Source organism: Kitasatospora sp. NPDC001664, assembly GCF_053596675.1.
The window spans coordinates 96,410-113,510 of record NZ_JBSFGS010000022.1; the positions used below are offsets into that span (position 1 = coordinate 96,410).

General features: G+C 76.3%; 11 protein-coding genes. 8 read left to right on the forward strand and 3 right to left on the reverse strand.

The features are described from left to right. The first annotated feature begins 34 nt into the window (after nt 1–34). From ACWCYY_RS28015 to ACWCYY_RS28025, 3 genes are all read left to right on the forward strand, one after another. Complete coding sequence (locus ACWCYY_RS28015; protein ID WP_449797602.1) at nt 35–1,474, forward strand: DUF4153 domain-containing protein; 1,440 nt, start codon at nt 35–37, stop codon at nt 1,472–1,474. 300 nt (nt 1,475–1,774) lie between these two features. Then, nucleotides 1,775–2,458: a ribonuclease HII gene (locus ACWCYY_RS28020; RefSeq protein WP_345286472.1), complete on the forward strand. Its 684-nt coding sequence runs from the start codon at nt 1,775–1,777 to the stop codon at nt 2,456–2,458. A 341-nt stretch (nt 2,459–2,799) separates the two neighbouring features. Continuing rightward, on the forward strand, nt 2,800–3,183 hold the full coding sequence (locus tag ACWCYY_RS28025; protein ID WP_345286474.1) for a hypothetical protein: 384 nt from the start codon (nt 2,800–2,802) through the stop codon (nt 3,181–3,183). Nucleotides 3,184–3,319: 136 nt separating this feature from the next. Here the strand turns inward: ACWCYY_RS28025 and ACWCYY_RS28030 are convergent, their stop codons facing one another. Beyond that, nucleotides 3,320–3,883, reverse strand: a complete 564-nt coding sequence (locus ACWCYY_RS28030; RefSeq protein ID WP_345286476.1) for a hypothetical protein — start codon at nt 3,881–3,883, stop codon at nt 3,320–3,322. 482 nt (nt 3,884–4,365) lie between these two features. Then, on the reverse strand, nt 4,366–6,603 hold the full coding sequence (locus ACWCYY_RS28035; RefSeq protein WP_345286478.1) for a DEAD/DEAH box helicase: 2,238 nt from the start codon (nt 6,601–6,603) through the stop codon (nt 4,366–4,368). Between the two features lie 220 nt (nt 6,604–6,823). On the opposite strand from ACWCYY_RS28035, the gene ACWCYY_RS28040 reads away from it, so the two are divergent. After that, complete coding sequence (locus ACWCYY_RS28040) at nt 6,824–8,686, forward strand: DUF4192 domain-containing protein (protein ID WP_449797603.1); 1,863 nt, start codon at nt 6,824–6,826, stop codon at nt 8,684–8,686. Nucleotides 8,687–8,883: 197 nt separating this feature from the next. Here the strand turns inward: ACWCYY_RS28040 and ACWCYY_RS28045 are convergent, their stop codons facing one another. Then, complete coding sequence (locus ACWCYY_RS28045) at nt 8,884–10,197, reverse strand: alpha/beta fold hydrolase (protein ID WP_345286515.1); 1,314 nt, start codon at nt 10,195–10,197, stop codon at nt 8,884–8,886. 1,338 nt (nt 10,198–11,535) lie between these two features. On the opposite strand from ACWCYY_RS28045, the gene ACWCYY_RS28050 reads away from it, so the two are divergent. From ACWCYY_RS28050 to ACWCYY_RS28065, 4 genes are all read left to right on the forward strand, one after another. After that, a complete protein-coding gene (locus tag ACWCYY_RS28050; RefSeq protein WP_449797604.1) occupies nt 11,536–13,599 on the forward strand; it encodes a glycogen debranching N-terminal domain-containing protein in 2,064 nt (687 codons plus the stop codon). 178 nt (nt 13,600–13,777) lie between these two features. Then, the gene (locus ACWCYY_RS28055; protein ID WP_380149854.1) at nt 13,778–14,527 is read left to right on the forward strand and encodes an NUDIX hydrolase; all 750 of its coding nucleotides are present in this window, start codon (nt 13,778–13,780) and stop codon (nt 14,525–14,527) included. Nucleotides 14,528–14,701: 174 nt separating this feature from the next. Then, nucleotides 14,702–16,153 (forward strand): ATP-binding cassette domain-containing protein, encoded by a 1,452-nt coding sequence (locus tag ACWCYY_RS28060; RefSeq protein WP_449797605.1) that lies wholly within the window; start codon nt 14,702–14,704, stop codon nt 16,151–16,153. A 2-nt stretch (nt 16,154–16,155) separates the two neighbouring features. Continuing rightward, nucleotides 16,156–16,956, forward strand: coding sequence for a hypothetical protein (locus ACWCYY_RS28065; RefSeq protein WP_449797606.1), 801 nt, complete (start codon nt 16,156–16,158; stop codon nt 16,954–16,956). The last annotated feature ends 145 nt before the right edge of the window (nt 16,957–17,101 follow it).

Here is a 17,101-nt window from a genome sequence, read left to right on the forward strand (position 1 = left end):
CGCGCCCGAGCGGCCGGCCCCGCCCGGTGGGCGGGTGCTGCTCGGAGTCCTGCTGAGCGGGGTGGTCGCGGCCACCGTGCTCAGCGACGGCGCGGGCGTGAACCTGCTGCTGGTCGCGCTGGCCGCCGCCGTGGCGGCCGGATCGTCCGCACTGGCGCGCGGGCGGCGGGCCAGGCCGTGGACGCTGGTCTGGGGCCTCTCGGCCTTCGCGCTGCTGCTGGTGCCGGTGCTGAGCGACGCGGGCTGGCCCAGCTTCCTGGCCGTCACGGCCGCGATCGGCACGGCCACCCTGGCCCTGCACGGCGGGACCCGGTGGGCGTCCGTGCTGCTCGGCCCGATCTGGCTGCTGCCGCACTTCTTCACCGCCCTGCCGTGGGCGGCCCGCGGCCTGAAGGGCCGCTCGGTCCCCGCTTCGGCCCGGACCAAGGCGCTGCCGCTGGCCGGGTCGGTGGTGGTGACGGGTCTGCTGGTGCTGGTCTTCGGTGCGCTGTTCGCCAGCGCCGACGCGGCGGTGGGCGAGCTGGTCGACGACCTGGTGCCCACCTTCGACCTGGGCGAACTCCCGTTGCGCGTCATCCTGTTCGGTGTCGGCGCGGCGATCGCCCTGGCCGCCGCCCACCTGGCCGCCGCACCGCGCCGCTTCGACCGGCTCCCGGTCGGGCCCGGCCGCGAGCGCGGCCGGACCGAGTGGGCCCTGCCGATGGTCGCGCTCAACCTGCTCTTCGGCGGCTTCGTCGCCATCCAGGCGGTGGTCTTCTTCGGCGGCTACGAGGCCATGATGAGCAAGCCCGGGCTCGTTCCGGCCGAGTACGCCCGGCAGGGGTTCTGGCAGCTGCTCTGGGTCACCGTGCTGGCCCTCGCCGTGGTGGCGCTGGCGCAGCGTTGGGCGCCCCGGCAGAACGCCTCCGACCGGCTGCTGGCCAAGGGTCTGGTCGGCCTGCTCTGCGTGCTCACCCTGGTCGTGGTCGCCTCCGCGTACTACCGGATGCAGCGCTACGTCGACGTCTTCGGGCTGACCCGGCTGCGGGTGACGGTCACGGCGGCGGAGCTCTGGCTCGGGGTGGTCTTCCTGCTGGTGCTGGCCGCGGTCCTGGCCGGGGCCTCGGTCGCGCGGCTGCTGCCCCGGGCCGTGGCGTTCAGCGTGGTCGCCGGGGTGGCCGTCTTCGGCCTGGTGCGGCCGGACGCGCTGATCGCCGAGCAGAACGTCGCCCGCTTCGAGCGACTCGGCACCATCGACCTCGCCTACCTCAGCAGCCTCTCCGCCGACGCCGTCCCGGCGCTCGACCGGCTGCCGGCGGACCGGCGGACCTGCGCCCTCCAGGCCATCGCCGAGTCGCTCGGAGGCCGGGACACCCCCTGGTACGCGTCCAGCCTCTCGGAGGGCCGGGCCAAGGAGGTGCTGCGGGAGCGGCCGGTGGACATGCTGGTGCGGTGCGGCAGCAGCCGCTACCCGGACGGTGAGCAACTGCCGTAGCGGGTGGCGGGGTTGGGCTCTGGGGCTGGGGGTCTGGGTCTGGGCCGGGGTGAGGTGAGGCCGGGGCGTCGGGTTCGGCCGTGGTGCCGAGTCGGGCAGACCGCCGTGGGCGTGCCGGGGGGCACGTCCGCGGCGGTCTGCCAGGTGCCGTCGTGTCGGTCGTCGCGCCGGTGGTCGCGCCGGTGGTCGGACGTCCGGTGCCGTCTCCGTGACCGTCCCGGGGGCGGTCGGGAGTGTCCTAGGCTGGACGGTGCACGGGGCTGGTCTCCGTCGAGCCGCCCCGAAACCGAAGGACCCGCCATGCCGTACGACCCGCCCAGCCACTCGGTCGAACGCTCGCTGCGACGGGCGGGCGCCCAGGTGGTGGTCGGGCTGGACGAGGTCGGCCGGGGCGCCTGGGCCGGGCCGGTCACCGTCGGCGCGGCGGTCACCGGGCTGCGCAAGCCGCCCGCCGGGCTCACCGACTCCAAGCTGCTCACCGAGAAGCGCCGGGCCGAACTCGCCCCCGTGCTCGCCGAGTGGGTCACCGCCTACGCGCTCGGCCACGCCTCGCCCGAGGAGTGCGACGAGCTCGGCATGACCGCCGCCCTGCGGTTGGCGGCGGTGCGCGCGCTGGAGGCCCTGCCGGTCACGCCGGACGCGGTGATCCTCGACGGCAAGCACGACTACCTCGGCGGCCCGTGGCGGGTCCGCACCGTGATCAAGGGCGACCAGTCCTGCATCTGCGTCTCCGCCGCCTCGGTCCTCGCCAAGGTGGAGCGGGACATGATGATGGCCGAGCTCGGCGTGGAGTACCCCGAGTTCGCGTTCGCCGAGAACGCGGGCTACCCCTCACCGGTGCACCGCGCCGCGCTGGAGGAGCACGGACCGACCCGTCACCACCGGCTCTCCTGGGCCTACATGGACGCACTGCCCCGGTGGAGCCACCTCAAGCGGGTGCGCGAGCCGGAGCCCCAGGACGAGCAGCTGACGCTGGGCTTCTGACACGGTGTCGGGCGGATGACCACTCGATCCCAACTGGTGGGGTGCCCGTGCGCGTTCGGGCGCCATTTGATAGACATCGGGTCATGCCTGTTTCCCCCGAGGATCCGGAAAACCACGTGCGCGTGGGGCCGGAGATCCACGAGAGTGTCCCGGGCCCCGGTGTCCCCCTCCCGCGAGAGTCTTCCCCCCGTATGCCTGATGCCCAGTCCGCTGGTGTCCCTTCCGCCGCCTCCATCCGACCCGTTCCGCTGCCTGGGCCGCGTCCGGCTCCCAAGCCCGGGCCCCGACCCGGCCCGCCGCCGGCCACCGCGTCCCGAAAGCCGGGCGTCGCGGTGCAGTTGGTGCCCGCCACCGCGCACGACGCGCTCGATCGGGCCGACGAGACCGTGGACGGGCTGCTCGAGTCGGGCCGCGGGCCGGAGACCGTCCTGGTCCTGACGGTGGGTGACCCGCACCCCTGGCAGCAGCACGAACTCACCTTCGGCGAGGAGCGCTACTGGGCGCAGCTCACCGAAGGCGGCGACGTCTTCTACGCCGACGCCGCGGCGACCCGGGCGGTCGGCCGTCCGGTGGTGGTCCTGGTGGCCAACTCGGCCGACGGGGAGCGGCTGACCGCGGCCGCCCGCAGCGCGCAGGCGCTGGCCGGCGAGCTGCTGGTGGTCTGCGGCGAGGCCGCCGTGGTCGGCCCGCTGTTCCCGGGGGCGAAGAGCCCGGTCGGCGTCTGAGCCGTCCGTTTCCGTTCGGTCGACGGCGGTGGTCCCGTGGTACCGGGGCCACCGCCGTTCGCCGTTCGCTGTCCGCGCCCCCGTGGTCGACCGGACGCGCCGGCTGTCGGGCCGGGTGGCCGGTTCGGGGCCGGCGTCAGCCGGTCGCGGTGCGGCGCAGCGGGCTGACCGGGGCGACCTGGCTTGGGTGGCTGCGGGTGGAGCGGGGCGCGAGCTCGGTGACGGTGTGCACCGGGCCGTCGGTCCAGGAAGCCGAGTTGGGGGTCCGGCCGTTGCGGCCGTCCCCGAGCGACTGCCAGCCGGTCGGCGTCAGCGCGATGTACGAGCCGCAGCGCAGCCCGTGCAGCGCGGCCGCGTCGCGCAGGGCCCACATCCACGCCCCGTCCTGCTCCGTCCAGCCCGGTGAACCCTCGCGGCAGCGCAGCAGGACCGCCGTCCGGTTCGGCCGGGACAGGCGGAGGTCGTGCGGGGTGACCATCCGGAGGTGGGCGAGGATCTCGTTCCGGTACTGCCAGCCGTCCTGGACGGGCAGGCGGGAGGGGAACGAGGCGGAGGCGGTGACCTGGTGCAGGGGATCCAGCACCGCGACCACCGTGGTGCCCGGCTGCGGGAGGTGACGCTGGTGCAGCTCGGAGACGAACTCGCGGGGGTCGCGGAGCAGCGGGACGTCGGCCTCCGCCCAGCCTTCGAGGTCGAGCATGCGTCTCCGGGAGAACCGGGGTCGGTCGCTGCCGCTGATCACGATCCTCCTTCCCGGCCCGTCGCCCGCGTGTCGCGGGGCAGGCGGGTATCTGCGTACGCCGAAGGCCGGGTCCACCGGACCGGGCTCTGGGTACCTCCCAATTCTCAGGTCAGAACGGCCGAGCGGCAACGATGAAATGACGAACGCCGCCCGAATGCCTATGGTCTGCCGGATATATTCCACCTCGGGCTGACTGCCATTCGGCTGACGGAGGATCGGATCTGTCAGGTTCGCGGTCACGGGGCGTCAGGTCGGCCGTCGGGCAAGGGCTTCGCCAAGCCCCTTCCGCTCCGCGCGCCCCTCCGTTCCCGCCCGCTCCCGTCCGACCGCCCTGTCCCGCCGGTCGGGGCAGTACGGCTCGGCCCCGTGCGGCTCGCTCCGGACGACCCGTCCCGGTGGGCTCCTTCCGTGGGTCCTCTCCGTGGGGGTCCTCCGTGTGCTCAGGCCTGGACCGCGAGGGTCAGGGGGAGGACCGGGCCCGTACCGGCGCGGCGGAGCAGGCGGGCCGCCACGGTGACCGTCCAGCCCGAGTCGACCAGGTCGTCCACCAGCAGGACCGGACCGGGGTTGGCCGCGATCGCCTGCTGCAGTTCGTCGGGGACCACCAGGGCGCCGGCCAGCGAGTGCAGGCGCTGGGCGCTGTTGCTCCGCGGGCCGTGCGGCGGGCGGCCGTCGACGTAGGAGACGCGGCCGAGCAGCTGCAGCCGCCCCACCTCCGCGATCCGGGCGCCCAGCGAGGCCACCAGTCGGGGGCGGCGGGCCGAGTCCATCGTGACCACGCCGACCGGGCGGGCCGCCCGCCCGCCCTCGGCGTCCTCCGGGCCGGCCCAGCCGCCCGGGCCGCGCGCCCAGTCGGCCAGCACGCTGACCATCGCGTCCAGCACCTCGGGCGGGACGGGGCCGTCGGGGGCGTCGTCGGCGAGCAGGCTCCGCAGCCGGGTGCCCCAGCCGATGTCCGACAGCCGGCCGAGGGCCCGGCCGGTCTCCGCCTGCTCGCCCGCCGGGATGCGGCCCTTGAGCGGCACCCCGATCGCCTCCATGCCGGTCGGCCAGAGGCGGCGCGGCTCGAAACTGACGCCGGGTCGGCCGAGGGCGGCCCGGGCCGCGGCCATCGCCTCGTCCGACACCTCGGGGGAGCGGCGCACCCCGGTGCAGTTGTCGCACCGGCCGCACGGGGCGGCCTGCTCGTCGTCCAGCTGACGGCGCAGGTACTCCATCCGGCAGGCGCCGGTGGTGGCGTACTCCCGCATGGCCCGCTGCTCGGCGGTGCGGGACTCGGCGACCTTCGCGTAGCGGGCCGCGTCGTACGTCCACTCCTGGCCGGTGGACGTCCAACCGCCGCGCACCCGGCGGACCGCGCCGTCCACGTCGAGCACCTTGAGCATGGTCTCGAGCCGGGCCCGGCGGAGGTCGACCCGCGGCTCGAGGGCGGCGGTGGAGAGCGGACGCCCGGCCTCTGCCAGGGCGTCCAGTGTGCGCCGCACCTGCTCCTCGGCGGGGAAGCCGAGCGAGGCGAAGTAGCGCCAGATCGCCTCGTCCTCGCGGCCGGGCAGCAGCAGCACCTCGGCCCGGTCCACCCCGCGCCCGGCGCGGCCGACCTGCTGGTAGTAGGCGATCGGGGAGCCGGGCGAGCCGAGGTGCACCACGAATCCGAGGTCCGGCTTGTCGAATCCCATGCCCAGGGCGGAGGTGGCGACCAGGGCCTTGACCCTGTTCGCCAGCAGGTCGGCCTCGGCGGTGCGGCGCTCGGCGTCCTCGGTGCGGCCGGAGTAGGACGCGACCGGGTAACCGCGCTGGCGGAGGAAGGCGGTCACCTCGTCGGCGGCGGCCACCGTGAGGGTGTAGACGATGCCCGAGCCGGGGAGCTCGGCCAGGTGGTCGGCCAGCCAGGCGAGGCGGTGGGCGGGGTCGGGCAGGTCGAGCACGCCGAGGCCGAGGCTCTCGCGGTCGAGCGGGCCGCGCAGCACCAGGGCGGTGCCGTCGGAGCCCCGGGCGGCTCCGCCGACGCCGGTGCCGAGCTGCTCGGCGACGTCGGCGGTGACGCGGGCGTTGGCGGTCGCGGTGGTGGCCAGCACCGGGACGCCGGGGGAGAGCTCGGCCAGCATGGTGCGGAGGCGGCGGTAGTCGGGGCGGAAGTCGTGGCCCCAGTCGGAGATGCAGTGCGCCTCGTCGACCACCAGCAGGCCGGTCGAGGCGGCCAGCTTGGGCAGCACCTGATCGCGGAAGTCGGGGTTGTTCAACCGCTCGGGGCTGACCAGCAGGACGTCCACCTGACCGGCCGCCACCTCGGCCTGGATGTCGTCCCACTCCTCCGGATTGGCCGAGTTGATGGTGCGGGCGTGGATGCCGGCCTTGGCTGCGGAGTCGACCTGATTGCGCATCAGGGCGAGGAGCGGGGAGACGATCACCGTCGGCCCGGCGCCCCGGGCCCGGAGCAGCGCCGTGGAGATGAAGTAGACGGCCGACTTCCCCCAGCCGGTGCGCTGCACCACCAGGGCCCGGCGGTGGTCGACCACCAGGGCCTCGATCGCCAGCCACTGGTCCTCGCGCAGGACGGCGGCCGGGCCGGCCAGCTCGCGGAGCACGGCCTCGGCCCGCGCCCGGACGGCGGCGCGGTCCGTCGTCGGGGCCTCGGGGCGGTCGGTGGCGGTGGCGGGGTGCTGCGGCGGCTGGGTCATGGCTCATGGATACAGGTTCGGAGCGACAGTCCGCGAACAGCGGCGGCGAGGCCCCTCTGGTCGGTTCATCAGCACATCATCCAAGTCGGTGCTGTTTGACCACTTTTGGGTCGATATACGGCTGACCCGAACGAGTGAGCAATTGCTGGCCCCCCGGGGTTATCCACAGGAACGGCCGGTTCGCCGGGGCCTGCACCCTCGGCGCGGCACGCTTCCGGACATGAACGAGGAACACGTCATCCAGTCCTCCGCCCCGCTCTCCGGCCAGTTCCCGCTCCGGATGCGCGGCCCGGCCGACATGGCCGAGATGCTCCCCTACCTCCTCGGCTTCTTCCCCGACGACAGCATCGTCGCGGTCGGTCTCCAGGGGCCGGCCCTCCAGCAGGGCGGCGTCATCCGGCTCGACATCCCGGCCGACCCGGCGACGTGGCCGACGGTCGCCGCCGACACCGCCCGGCTGCTGGTCGGGCTCTCCGAGCAGCGGGACAGGCGGCCCGAGCAGGTGCTCCTCTACCTCTGCCGGGACGCCGCGGACCCGCCCGGCGCCGCACCGCCGCCGGACCCCGCACCGCCGACCGCCCCGGGGCCGCTCCCGCTGGTGCTATCCCGGGGTGCACCCGGCTTCGACCGGGTCTGGCCGCCCGGAGCCGAGGGGCCGACGGAGCCGGGCCCTCCTGACGGGCCGTCGGCGGAGCCGGTGGCCGGCCCGGGGGTGGTGGCACTGCTGCGGCCGCTGGCCGAGCAGCTGGCACAGGAGTTCCGCGCCGTGGGGGTCGTGGTGAAGGAGTCCCTGTGCGTCTCGGACGGGAGGTGGTGGTCCTTCCTCTGCGGTGAGGCGGGCTGCTGCGATCCGGCCGGCGTGGTGATCCGGTCCATCCGGCTGCCCAGCCCCATCGCGGCGGCGGCCGCCTACGCGGGCGTGGCGCCGCGGGGCAGCCGCAAGGCGATCGCCGCCGGCCTCGCCCCGATCGGCCCGCCTGGCGATGACGCGCAGAGGGAGGCCCTGGAGCTGGCCGGGCCCGAGCTGATCGGCGAACTCGCGGGGCCCGGGGGCCGGTTCGCGGTCCTGGAGCGCACCGCCGGGCTGCTGGCCGAGGCACTGGCCGACTTCGGCGCCGGAGCCCGCGAGCTCGACCCGGCCAGGACGGCCCGCCTGCTGGTCGGCCTCCAGGACAAGCTGGCCCGGGACCGGGGCGCGGAGTACGCCGAGCCGGACGAGCTGGTCCCGGCCCAGCGCCTGTGGCGCTACCTCGCCCGCCGCTGCGTCCCGCCGTTCGAGCACTACGCGGCCCCGCCGCTCACCCTGCTGGCCTGGACGTCCTGGCTGGCCGGAGACACCGCCACGGCCAGGGTGGTGCTGGCCAGGGTGCTCGACCTCGACCAGGCGTACACGCTGGCCCAGTTGCTCTACGAATCGCTGAACGGCGGTCTCCATCCCGGGGAGCTGCTCGACCGGGTCCGCCGGGAGCGCCTGGCCCGGCAGCAGCTGGCCGGGCTCCAGCGCCCGGCCGGCGACGGGCTGGGGCTCTACGGGGTGCGCGGCCCGAGGGCCGGGGCAGGGCCGAGCGCGGGAGCGGGGCCGGGGGCGCGTGCCGGAGGCGGTCCGGCGGCCTCCGCGCCGGCGGACCGCAGGGCACCGTCCCCCGGGGAGGACGCGGAGCCGTGGGCCGGCCACGGCGTGTCCGGCCCCGACGATCCGTCCGAGCCGCGCGGTGAGCGGCCGCCCCCGGCCGACTGCGCGGGGCCGGCGGACGGGGGCGGCCGGAAGAGCGGTGGCCCCGGAGCGCCCCCGCCCCCGCCCGCGGCCGGCGGGCGGAGCCGGGGCCGGACCAGAGGCGGTCCCCGCGGCCGCGCCGGTCGGCAGGGCGGTGCGGCCACGGCACCGGAGCCGGGGGAAGAGCCGCCCGGAGCCAGCCGGACGCCCCGTCAACCGCCGCGCACCGCACGCCGCAAGGGCCGCCGGAACGGGGGCCGGAGCCTGGGTGCGGCTCCGGTGCCACCCCTGGTGCCTGGTGACGGGGCGGCCGGCCACCACCAGCCGGAGCCGACGGCCCGCGCCCGCCGGTCGGGGCGCTCCGCATGACGGAGCATCAGCGGAGCGGCCGGGCCGGCCGGGTCCGGTCCGCTCCGGCCGGGCACGGGCACTGGCGCCACGGCCCGGCCGTACGGCGGCCCACGGCGCCGGACCACCCCTCGACGACCGGGGCCAACCCGCCCGGTGCGGCTCCGTGGCCGCCGTGCCGGGCGCCCCGGACGCCGAGCTGAGGCGCACTGCGGCGGCTAGACCTCCCCGCGCGCCATCTTGATCAGCCGGTCGAGCACCGCGCCGCCGCTCACCCGGAGGCCGTCGTGCTCCCACTCGTTGGTGACCCAGACCCGGGCCCCGGCCACCGCGTCCGCCGTGGCCAGCGAGTCGGCGGTGTCCACGTACATGTCGTCGTGGTAGACGGCCGCCAGCACCGGCACCTGATTGGCCGCCAGCCGGGACGGGTCGTAGAGGTCGGGCCAGTCCGTGCGCTCGGCGAGAAGCCGCGCGGTCTCCCGCAGCGGCCGCAGCGCCGGATCGGTCTCGAACAGCGCGGGGTAGATCATCTCCCCGGTGAAGAACACGGCCTCACCCGCACTCAGCGCAGCCTCGGCGTCGAACTCGGGGAACTCCTTGCGCACCCGTTCCGCCGCCCACTCGGTCCCACCGGCGTCCACGGAACGCTGCCCGTAGATCGACTCGTGCATGACCGCGTAGAGCGGCCCCTGCGCGAAGGAGAGGTGGGACTGCACCCCGGCCAGGAAGGTGTCCGAGAGCACCGGCCCCTCCGCACCCTCCACCCAGGCCTCTTCCAGCAGGTAGTGCAGCACGTGCGCGCCGCTGCCGCTGCCCAGCAGCATCCCGAGGCCCTGGAAGGCCTGCACGGTGAGCAGCCCACCGTCCGGCAGCTCGGCCGGCCGCTCGACCAGGTGGGCGGCGATCCGCCGCACCGCCGCAACGTCCTGTGGGTAGCGCGCGTAGTAGGCCCTGTTCTTCCGGGCGGTCCGGGGGTAGGCCGCCCGGTAGACGTCCTCGGCGGAACTGCGCAGCCCGGCCAGTCCTCCGGTCACGAAGGCCTCGCGCAGGCCCTCGGGGGCGATCGAGAGGTAGGTGAGGATGCAGAAGCCGCCGTAGCTCTGCCCCAGCAGGCTCCACCGGCCGGCTTCGCCGAGCAGCTGACGGCGGATCAGCTCCGCGTCCCGGACGATCGAGTCGGCCCGGAAGAGGGTCAGGTAGTCGGCCTGCTCGCGGGGGCCGCCGCGTCGAGCCAGGGTCTGGCGGGTGGCGGGGGTGGACCGGCCGGTGCCGCGCTGGTCGAGCAGCAGCACCCGGTAGTCGTCCAGCGCGCGGTCGACCCAGCCGTCCCGGCCGATCGGGCGGTTGGCCTTGCCGCCCGGCCCTCCCTGGAGGAAGAGCAGCCAGGGAAGCTCGTCGTGCTCGCGGCCCGAGGCGACCACCTCGCGGGCGTACACCTCGATCTGCTCTCCCTCGGGCGCCTGATGGTCGAGCGGGAGCTGGAAGACGTGGTCGGTGGTGACGGTCCCGGGCAGCCTGTTGCGGGTGGACATACAACTCCTCGGTACGTGCTGGTCACAGACGTGCGGCGGCTGGCGCCCACGGTGTTCCCGGTGCACCCGCCGTTGCCCCCGCACCGTATCCTGACGCGGGCAGGGAGTGACCGGGCGGCGGACCGGTCGGCGCGAGCCGCGCCGACACCGCGCGGGGCGCCGTCACCGTCCGCACGACCGGGGGGCGTGCGGGCAGCGGCCGACCAGGGAAGACCTGTCCACGGACCGGTACGGCGTGACCTGGGGGAGGGGCGGTGCGTTCAATCTGCTGGGCGGTGCCCGCGACCGCCGGTCCCGGCCGGCGCCGTGCGGTCGGTGTCGTGGCCGTCCGGGACGGCCGCCTCCGGAGCACATCCTCGCCGGGTGGCAACGTCACCGGGCGTCCCGCCCCCGCGACGATGGCCGGAGCGACGACGGGCGCCGCTCCGGGTGGCCAGGCCGGCCCCGTGCCCGTCCGCACCGCCGCCGTGGCATCCGGCCGGACCTCACGGCTCGGGCGCCCGGAGCGGGGTCCGGCGCGGGGGAGCGCCGCACCCGACCGCCCCCGGCTCCGGCCGACCTGCCGACGGGCCGCCCGCCCGACGGCACGAGCAAGCAGCACCAGATCGTGATCGAGGACATATCCGGCCGACCGGCAGCACCGCCGTCGCCCGGTCGAAGAAGGAGAGCCAGGTGAACGACCCGAGGCCGCTGCGGGACGCACCGCCCACCGTCGGGTCTGCCGCACCGTCAGCTCCCGTCCCGGTACCGACTCCCGCCGGGGTCGAGGCGACGGCACCCTCGTACGCCACCGCGGCGGCCGGGCCGTCCGGTGACGGGCCGTCCGGCGACGGGCGGTCGAGTGCCGACCGGTTCGGTGCGGGTCCGACCGCTCCGTCCTTCGCTCCGCCATCAGGGGGGCACGACCTGCCTCCGCGCGCCCCCGGCGCAACTCCGCCGGCCGCTGCCGCTCCCTTCCCGGGCGCACCGAGGACCGCACCTCCCGCCGTCGCCCCGTGGGGGCCACCGACCGCCTCCGGCGCGCCCGCTGACGCCCCGTCGAGGCCCCGGCCCCACCCCGAGCACCAGACCGCCCCGATGCCCGGCACGGGGCCCGGTGCCCCCGCCTCCGGGCTCCCGCACACCCCGCCCGGCGCCCCGGGGGCCCCGGGCGCGGCCCCCGGCGGATTCCTCGGCGGCCCCGGCAACCCAGGCGGCCCTGTCGGGTCGTCACACACGCCGCCCGGCGGGACACAGGTCCCGGCGCCGGGGGCGGTCGGGGCGCCGCGCGCATCCGGCCCCTTCCGCCCGCAGCCGCCCGCCACGCACGCCACCGTCCTCTGCGTCAGTGCCCCGGCGATGGCGCTCTCCGGCCTGGACGGTCAGCTCCGCGGCCAGGCGCTGCACGGCTTCTACCGTTCGGGCGTCCGCACGCTCGCCCGGATGGAGCTGCGCCTCGGCGGGATGGAGCCGCTGCCGCTCCAGGGCACGCTGACCTCGGCCGCGGAGGCGCGCTTCGTCGGCGCCGTCCGGGTGCCCGGTGACCCGGATCCGGACCCGGCCCTGACAGTCGAACGGCTCCGCCACGCCAACGGCGTCGAGACCGTGACGGTGCGGAACACGGGCAGCAGGCCGGCCCGGATACCGCTGGAGATCACCCTCGGCACCGACCTCGGCCAGCTCGCCGAGATCTCCGCGGGCCAGCGCCTGGCGGACCTGCCGGGGCAGGTCCAGTCGGCCGGCCTGCGCTGGGCCGGTCCGCAGCACAGCGCCTCCGTGGCGGCCCGTCCCTCGCCGCACGCCGTCCTGGCCGGAGCGGGTGTGCTCCGCTGGGACTTGGAGGTGCAGCCGGGCGCCCGTTGGTCGGTCGAGCTCAGCACCACGCTGGAGACCTCCGCCCAGACCGGCCCGCGCCCGCCCACGGGCCGTGGCCCCGGGGTGCCGCTGCCCTGGTCGGAGCCCGAGGTCCGCTGCGACGACACCCGCACGGCCCCGCTGGTGGCGCGCTCCCTGGACGCCCTCGGCGGGCTGCTGATCGCCGACGCCGACCGGCCCACCGACCTGTACGCCGTCTCCGGGGCGCCCTGGCGGTTCGGGCTGACTGCCGCCGACGCGCTCTGGGCGGCCCGGCTCACCCTGCCGCTCGGCACCCGGCTCGCGGCCGGAACGCTCCGCGCGCTGGCCCGCCGTCAGGCGACCACCGGTCCACAGGCCGGGGTGGTCCCCGGCCCGCTCCGGCACGGCGGCCCCGAGCTGCCGCCCTCCTGCACCGCGACCGAGGCCACCCTGCTCCTCGTCACCGTGCTGGCGGAGGCGTGGCGTTGGGGCCTGCCCCGCCAGGAGGTGGCCGAGCTGCTGCCCGCGGCCGAGCGGGCGCTGGCCGCGCTGCGGAGCAACGTCACCGACGCCCCCGCCACGGCAGGGCCGGACGGCGCGTCAGGCGACGGTCGGTCGGCCGGTCTCCCGTTCGGGGGAACCGCCGGCGGTGCGGGGGTCCCCGGTGGGCCGGAGACCGACGGTGCCCTGCCGGGCCCGGTCGGATTCGTGACCGACCTGGGCCGGTCGGCCGAGGAGCGCGCGGCCAGACCGGTGCCCGCCCGCTGCGAGGTGCAGGCCCAGGCCCACCGGGCGGCGCTGCACGGGGCCGAACTGCTGGAGGCCTTCGGACGTCCCGGCGCCGCCGAGTGGCGCTCCTGGGCGGCCGGGCTGCGGGAGCGTTTCCGCGAGCAGTTCTGGATCGACGACCTGTCGGGCGGCCGCCCGGCGGCGGCCCTGCTCGCCCCCGACCGGCCGCTGCCCGCAGTGGCCTCCTCCTTCGTCCACCTGCTGGACCTCGGTCTGGCCGCCGAGGGCGACCGGCACGAGGGCCTGCTCGACCGGGAGCAGACCAGGGTGCTGGCCCAGCGCCTGGTCACCCCGGAGTTCGACTGCGGCTGGGGCCTGCGGACGCTCAGTGCCAGATCGCCCCGGTTCAACCCGCTCGGGCACCGCAGCGGCGCGGTCCGGGTGCACGAGACGGCGCTCGCGGTGGTCGGCCTCACCGAGGCCGGGTTCGAGCGGGAGGCCGGGATACTGCTGGAGGGCCTGCTCGACGCCTCCGCCCAGTTCGAGGGCCGGCTGCCCGAGATGTACGCGGGGGAGCAGCGGGTCGCCGGGTGCCCGCCGGTGCCGCACCCCTCCGCCTGCCGCCCGGCGGCGCTCTCTTCCGCTGCGGCCGTGCACCTGGTCGCGGGCCTGGCCGGGGTCCGACCCGACGTCCCGTCCGGCCGGGTCACCGTCCGCCCGGCCAGCACCGCCCCGCTGGGAGAGCTGGAGCTCGGCGGCCTGCGGGTAGCCGGGGAGCCCTTCTCGGTGCGGATCAGCCGGATCGGCGTCGCGGTCGTGGAGGAGGCCTCCCCGACGCTCCAGCTCGGCACCCGCTGAGCCCGGGGCGGCGCCTCGCCGACGCCGCCCCGGACCTCGTCCAGGACCCGTCCCCCGGGGCGGCCGGGAGCGTCCTCCGGCGCCTTCCGGCCCGGGCGCTCCGTGGACGGAGCAGGATCTGATGGACGCCCGTCCGGGCCCTGTGCTTATCGTCAGAGAGACGACTATGATCGTCGCCATGTCTCGCTATGACCCGTCGGCCTTCCCCCCGTTCGCTGTCACGGTCGACCTGGTGGTGCTGACGGTCAGGGAGCACGCGCTCTGTGCCCTGCTCGTCCGCCGGGGCGAGCCACCGTTCCAGGGCTACTGGGCACTGCCCGGTGGCTTCGTCCGCCTGGACGAGGGCCTGGCCGAGGCGGCCTCCCGCGAGCTGGCCGAGGAGACCGGCCTGCGCGCCCTCTCCGCCCCCGGCCAGGGTCCCAGCACGGTCGGGGCCCACCTGGAGCAGCTCGCGACCTACGGGCACCCACAGCGCGACCCCCGCATGCGGGTGGTCAGCGTGGCCCACCTCGCCCTGGCCCCCGACCTGCCCACGCCGCGCCCCGGCGGCGACGCCAGCGGTGCCCGCTGGGCGCCGGTCGGCGACCTGCTCGGCCCCACCCCGGCGGAGGGGGTGCCGCTCGCCTTCGACCACGGGAAGATCCTCGCCGACGGTGTGGAGCGGGCCCGCTCGAAGATCGAGTACTCCTCGCTGGCCACCGCCTTCTGCCCGCCGGAGTTCACCGTCGGCGAGCTCCGCCAGGTCTACGAGGCGGTCTGGGGCGTGGTCCTCGACCCCCGGAACTTCCACCGGAAGGTCACCGGCACCCCGGGCTTCCTGTTGCCCACCGGTGGCACGACGACCCGTCAGGGCGGCCGTCCCGCGCAGCTCTTCAAGGCCGGCGGTGCCACGGTCCTCAACCCGCCGATGCTCCGCCCGGAGTCCTGAGCCGCCTCCACCGCGACTCCCCAGGGGCGACTGTCCCCTGATCGAGTGAGGTGGGCGGCCACGCCGTCCGCTCCGCGTCCGTAATGCCCGATTTCACTGCCTGCTCGCCCTACTGTGCTCCAGCGGGGCGCAAGAGCTCCGCTGCCCGGTCGGCCGAGACAGGAGCAGGCAGCGATGATCCAGATCACCGGACTGACCAAGGTCCACCGCCGAGGTCGCCCCCCGGCCCTGCTCGACCTCACCTTCGACGCCCGCCCGGGGCTGGTCACCGCCCTGCTCGGCGCCGAGGGGGCCGGCAAGACCACGGCGCTCCGGCTGATGGTCGAGCTGGAGCGCGGCCTGGGCGTCACGCTCTTCAACGGCCGGACGTACCGCAGGCTCCGCCACCCCGAGCGCGAGGTCGGCGTCCTGCTGCCCGAGGGCGGGCACGGCAGCGGTCACCCGGGCATGCGGGCCCGCGCTCACCTGCGGATGCTGGCCGCCGCCGCAGGCGTGCCGGCCTCGCGGGCCGACGAACTCCTGGAGCAGACCAGGCTGGCCGGTGTCGCCGGCCACCGTCTGCGCTCCTTCTCGCCCGGCATGCACCGCCGCCTCGCCCTCGCCGCGGCCCTGCTCGGTTCGCCCGGCACCCTGCTGCTGGACGGGCCGACCGAGGGCCTCTCCCCGCGCAACATCGAGTGGTTCCACTCCTTCCTGCGCTCGTTCGGCGTCTCCGGAGGCACCGTCCTGGTCACCACCCGCACCCCTCAGGAGGCCGCCGACCTGGCCGACCGGGTGGTGACGCTCGATCAGGGCCGCCTGGTGGCCGACCAGTCGGTCACCGAGTTCCGCCGCACCCGGCTGCACCCGGAGGTCTCGGTCCGCGGCCCGCAGATGGCCCGGCTGGCCGACCTGCTGACCGAGCAGGGCCACCAGGTCCGCCGCGACGGCGGCACCGGCCTCGCCGTGAGCGGCCTGACCCGGACCGAGGTCGGCGAACTCGCCTACCGCCACGGCATCCTGCTCCACGAGCTCGCCGACCGAGTGGTCGAGCAGCCCGTCCCGCACCCGGTGCTCCCCGCCGCCTCCGGCCGTTCCGGTCACGTCCAGCCCGTCCCGGTCCCCGCTGCCGCACCCTCAGTCGACGGGCCCGGGCCCGGCACCGCCGTCCCGTCACACCTCCCGGCTCCGGCCCACCCGACGGCTGAGACCGAGGCCGAGGCCCCGGCGTCCGCTGCCCTCGCAACCTTGGCCGTCGGTGCCGTCGGTAGCGTCGGCGCACGGTCCGCAGCACGCACCGAGCAGCCCGAGGAACAGACCGCCGTCCTGCTCGGCCGCCCCATCGCTCCCGGGGTGCACCCCGTCCCGGCACCCACCCAGGCCGAGCCGTACGCCACGGCCCCCGGCGACACCCGGCCGCCGGGCCCGGCCGAGGCGGGTACGGCCCCTCGCGCCGTCACCCTGAGCGGCCGTCAGCTCTTCCGCGACGAACTCCCCGGTTCCGCCCCCGGCTTCGTCACCGCCCCGCCCCCGGCCGCTCCCACCCCTCTCGCCACGCCCGCCGATCCCACGACCCCCGGAAGCCCCGGAGACCCCGGCAACTCCACCGCCCCCCACCCGAACGCCCCCGAGCCCCGGAGCGAGTGACCGTGCGCGTACTGGCCTACGAGCTGCGCCGCCTGCGCGGCCTCCGCTCCACCTGGCTGATCCTGGCCGCCGTCCTGCTGGTCGACGCCGCCGTGGCCGCCGTGCTGGCGCGCCAACTGCCCGCCGGGCCGCTCGGTGCGGCCGCCGCCGTCCGCTGCCTGACGGCCGTGGTCCCGCTGTTGCCGCTCCCGATCGCCGCCCTCGGCGCAGGCGCCCTCGGCGCCCTCTCCTACGGGCACGAGGTGCGCCACCCCGGCCTGGTGGCCGGCCGGGTCGCCCTCGGCCGGCGGCTCGGGCTGCTCACCGCGAAGCTGGCCGTCACCGGGCCGGTGGCACTGCTGCTCGCCGCCGTCACCGTCGCCGTGAACGCGGCGCTGGTGCTCGCCGTCGCCCCGGGCGCACAGGTGGGCACGCTCACCGACCCGTCCGCAGCGGCCTTCGGCGACCTGCTCCGTCCGCTCGCGCTCTTCGCCGGCCTGACGGTGCTGGCCGGCTGGGCCGGCCTGCTGCTGACCTCGCTGCTCCGGAGCGCGGCGGCGGGCCTGCTGGTGCTGTGCGCGGTGCCCGCTCTGCTCGAACCGGCGCTCGCCCTGCTGCTGCGCCGCAGCGGCCGGGGCTGGCCGGCCCAGGCCCGCGAGCTCCTCCCGTTCCAGTACGGCCTGGACCTGGTCCGGGGTGTCGACCCGCAGCGGTTGGGGGCGGCACCGGCCCTGGACGGTGCCTTCGTCGCGGCCGTGCTGGCGCCGCTCGCCCTGCTCCTGGTCGCGGCGGTCCTCGCCCAACTCCGCCGTCGAGCGCTCTGACTCGTCGCGCTCTGACTCGGAGTGCTCCGAGCCGGAGCGCGCCGAGTCGATCACTCCGCCGCGCCCGTGCCGAAGTGTGAACGACCGCCCTTCAGAGGGTCGGTGACACCCCGTCACCAAGATCCGTACAACCGCGTCGATCTGG

Excerpts from the sequence above, each read along its gene's own strand:
- ACWCYY_RS28050 (WP_449797604.1), top strand. The coding sequence starts at position 11,536 with ATGGCGCTCTCCGGCCTGGACGGTCAGCTCCGCGGCCAGGCGCTGCAC.
- ACWCYY_RS28040 (WP_449797603.1), top strand. The coding sequence starts at position 6,824 with ATGAACGAGGAACACGTCATCCAGTCCTCCGCCCCGCTCTCCGGCCAG.
- ACWCYY_RS28035 (WP_345286478.1), bottom strand. The coding sequence starts at position 6,603 with ATGACCCAGCCGCCGCAGCACCCCGCCACCGCCACCGACCGCCCCGAG.
- ACWCYY_RS28030 (WP_345286476.1), bottom strand. The coding sequence starts at position 3,883 with ATGCTCGACCTCGAAGGCTGGGCGGAGGCCGACGTCCCGCTGCTCCGC.
- ACWCYY_RS28055 (WP_380149854.1), top strand. The coding sequence starts at position 13,778 with ATGTCTCGCTATGACCCGTCGGCCTTCCCCCCGTTCGCTGTCACGGTC.
- ACWCYY_RS28045 (WP_345286515.1), bottom strand. The coding sequence starts at position 10,197 with ATGTCCACCCGCAACAGGCTGCCCGGGACCGTCACCACCGACCACGTC.
- ACWCYY_RS28060 (WP_449797605.1), top strand. The coding sequence starts at position 14,702 with ATGATCCAGATCACCGGACTGACCAAGGTCCACCGCCGAGGTCGCCCC.
- ACWCYY_RS28020 (WP_345286472.1), top strand. The coding sequence starts at position 1,775 with ATGCCGTACGACCCGCCCAGCCACTCGGTCGAACGCTCGCTGCGACGG.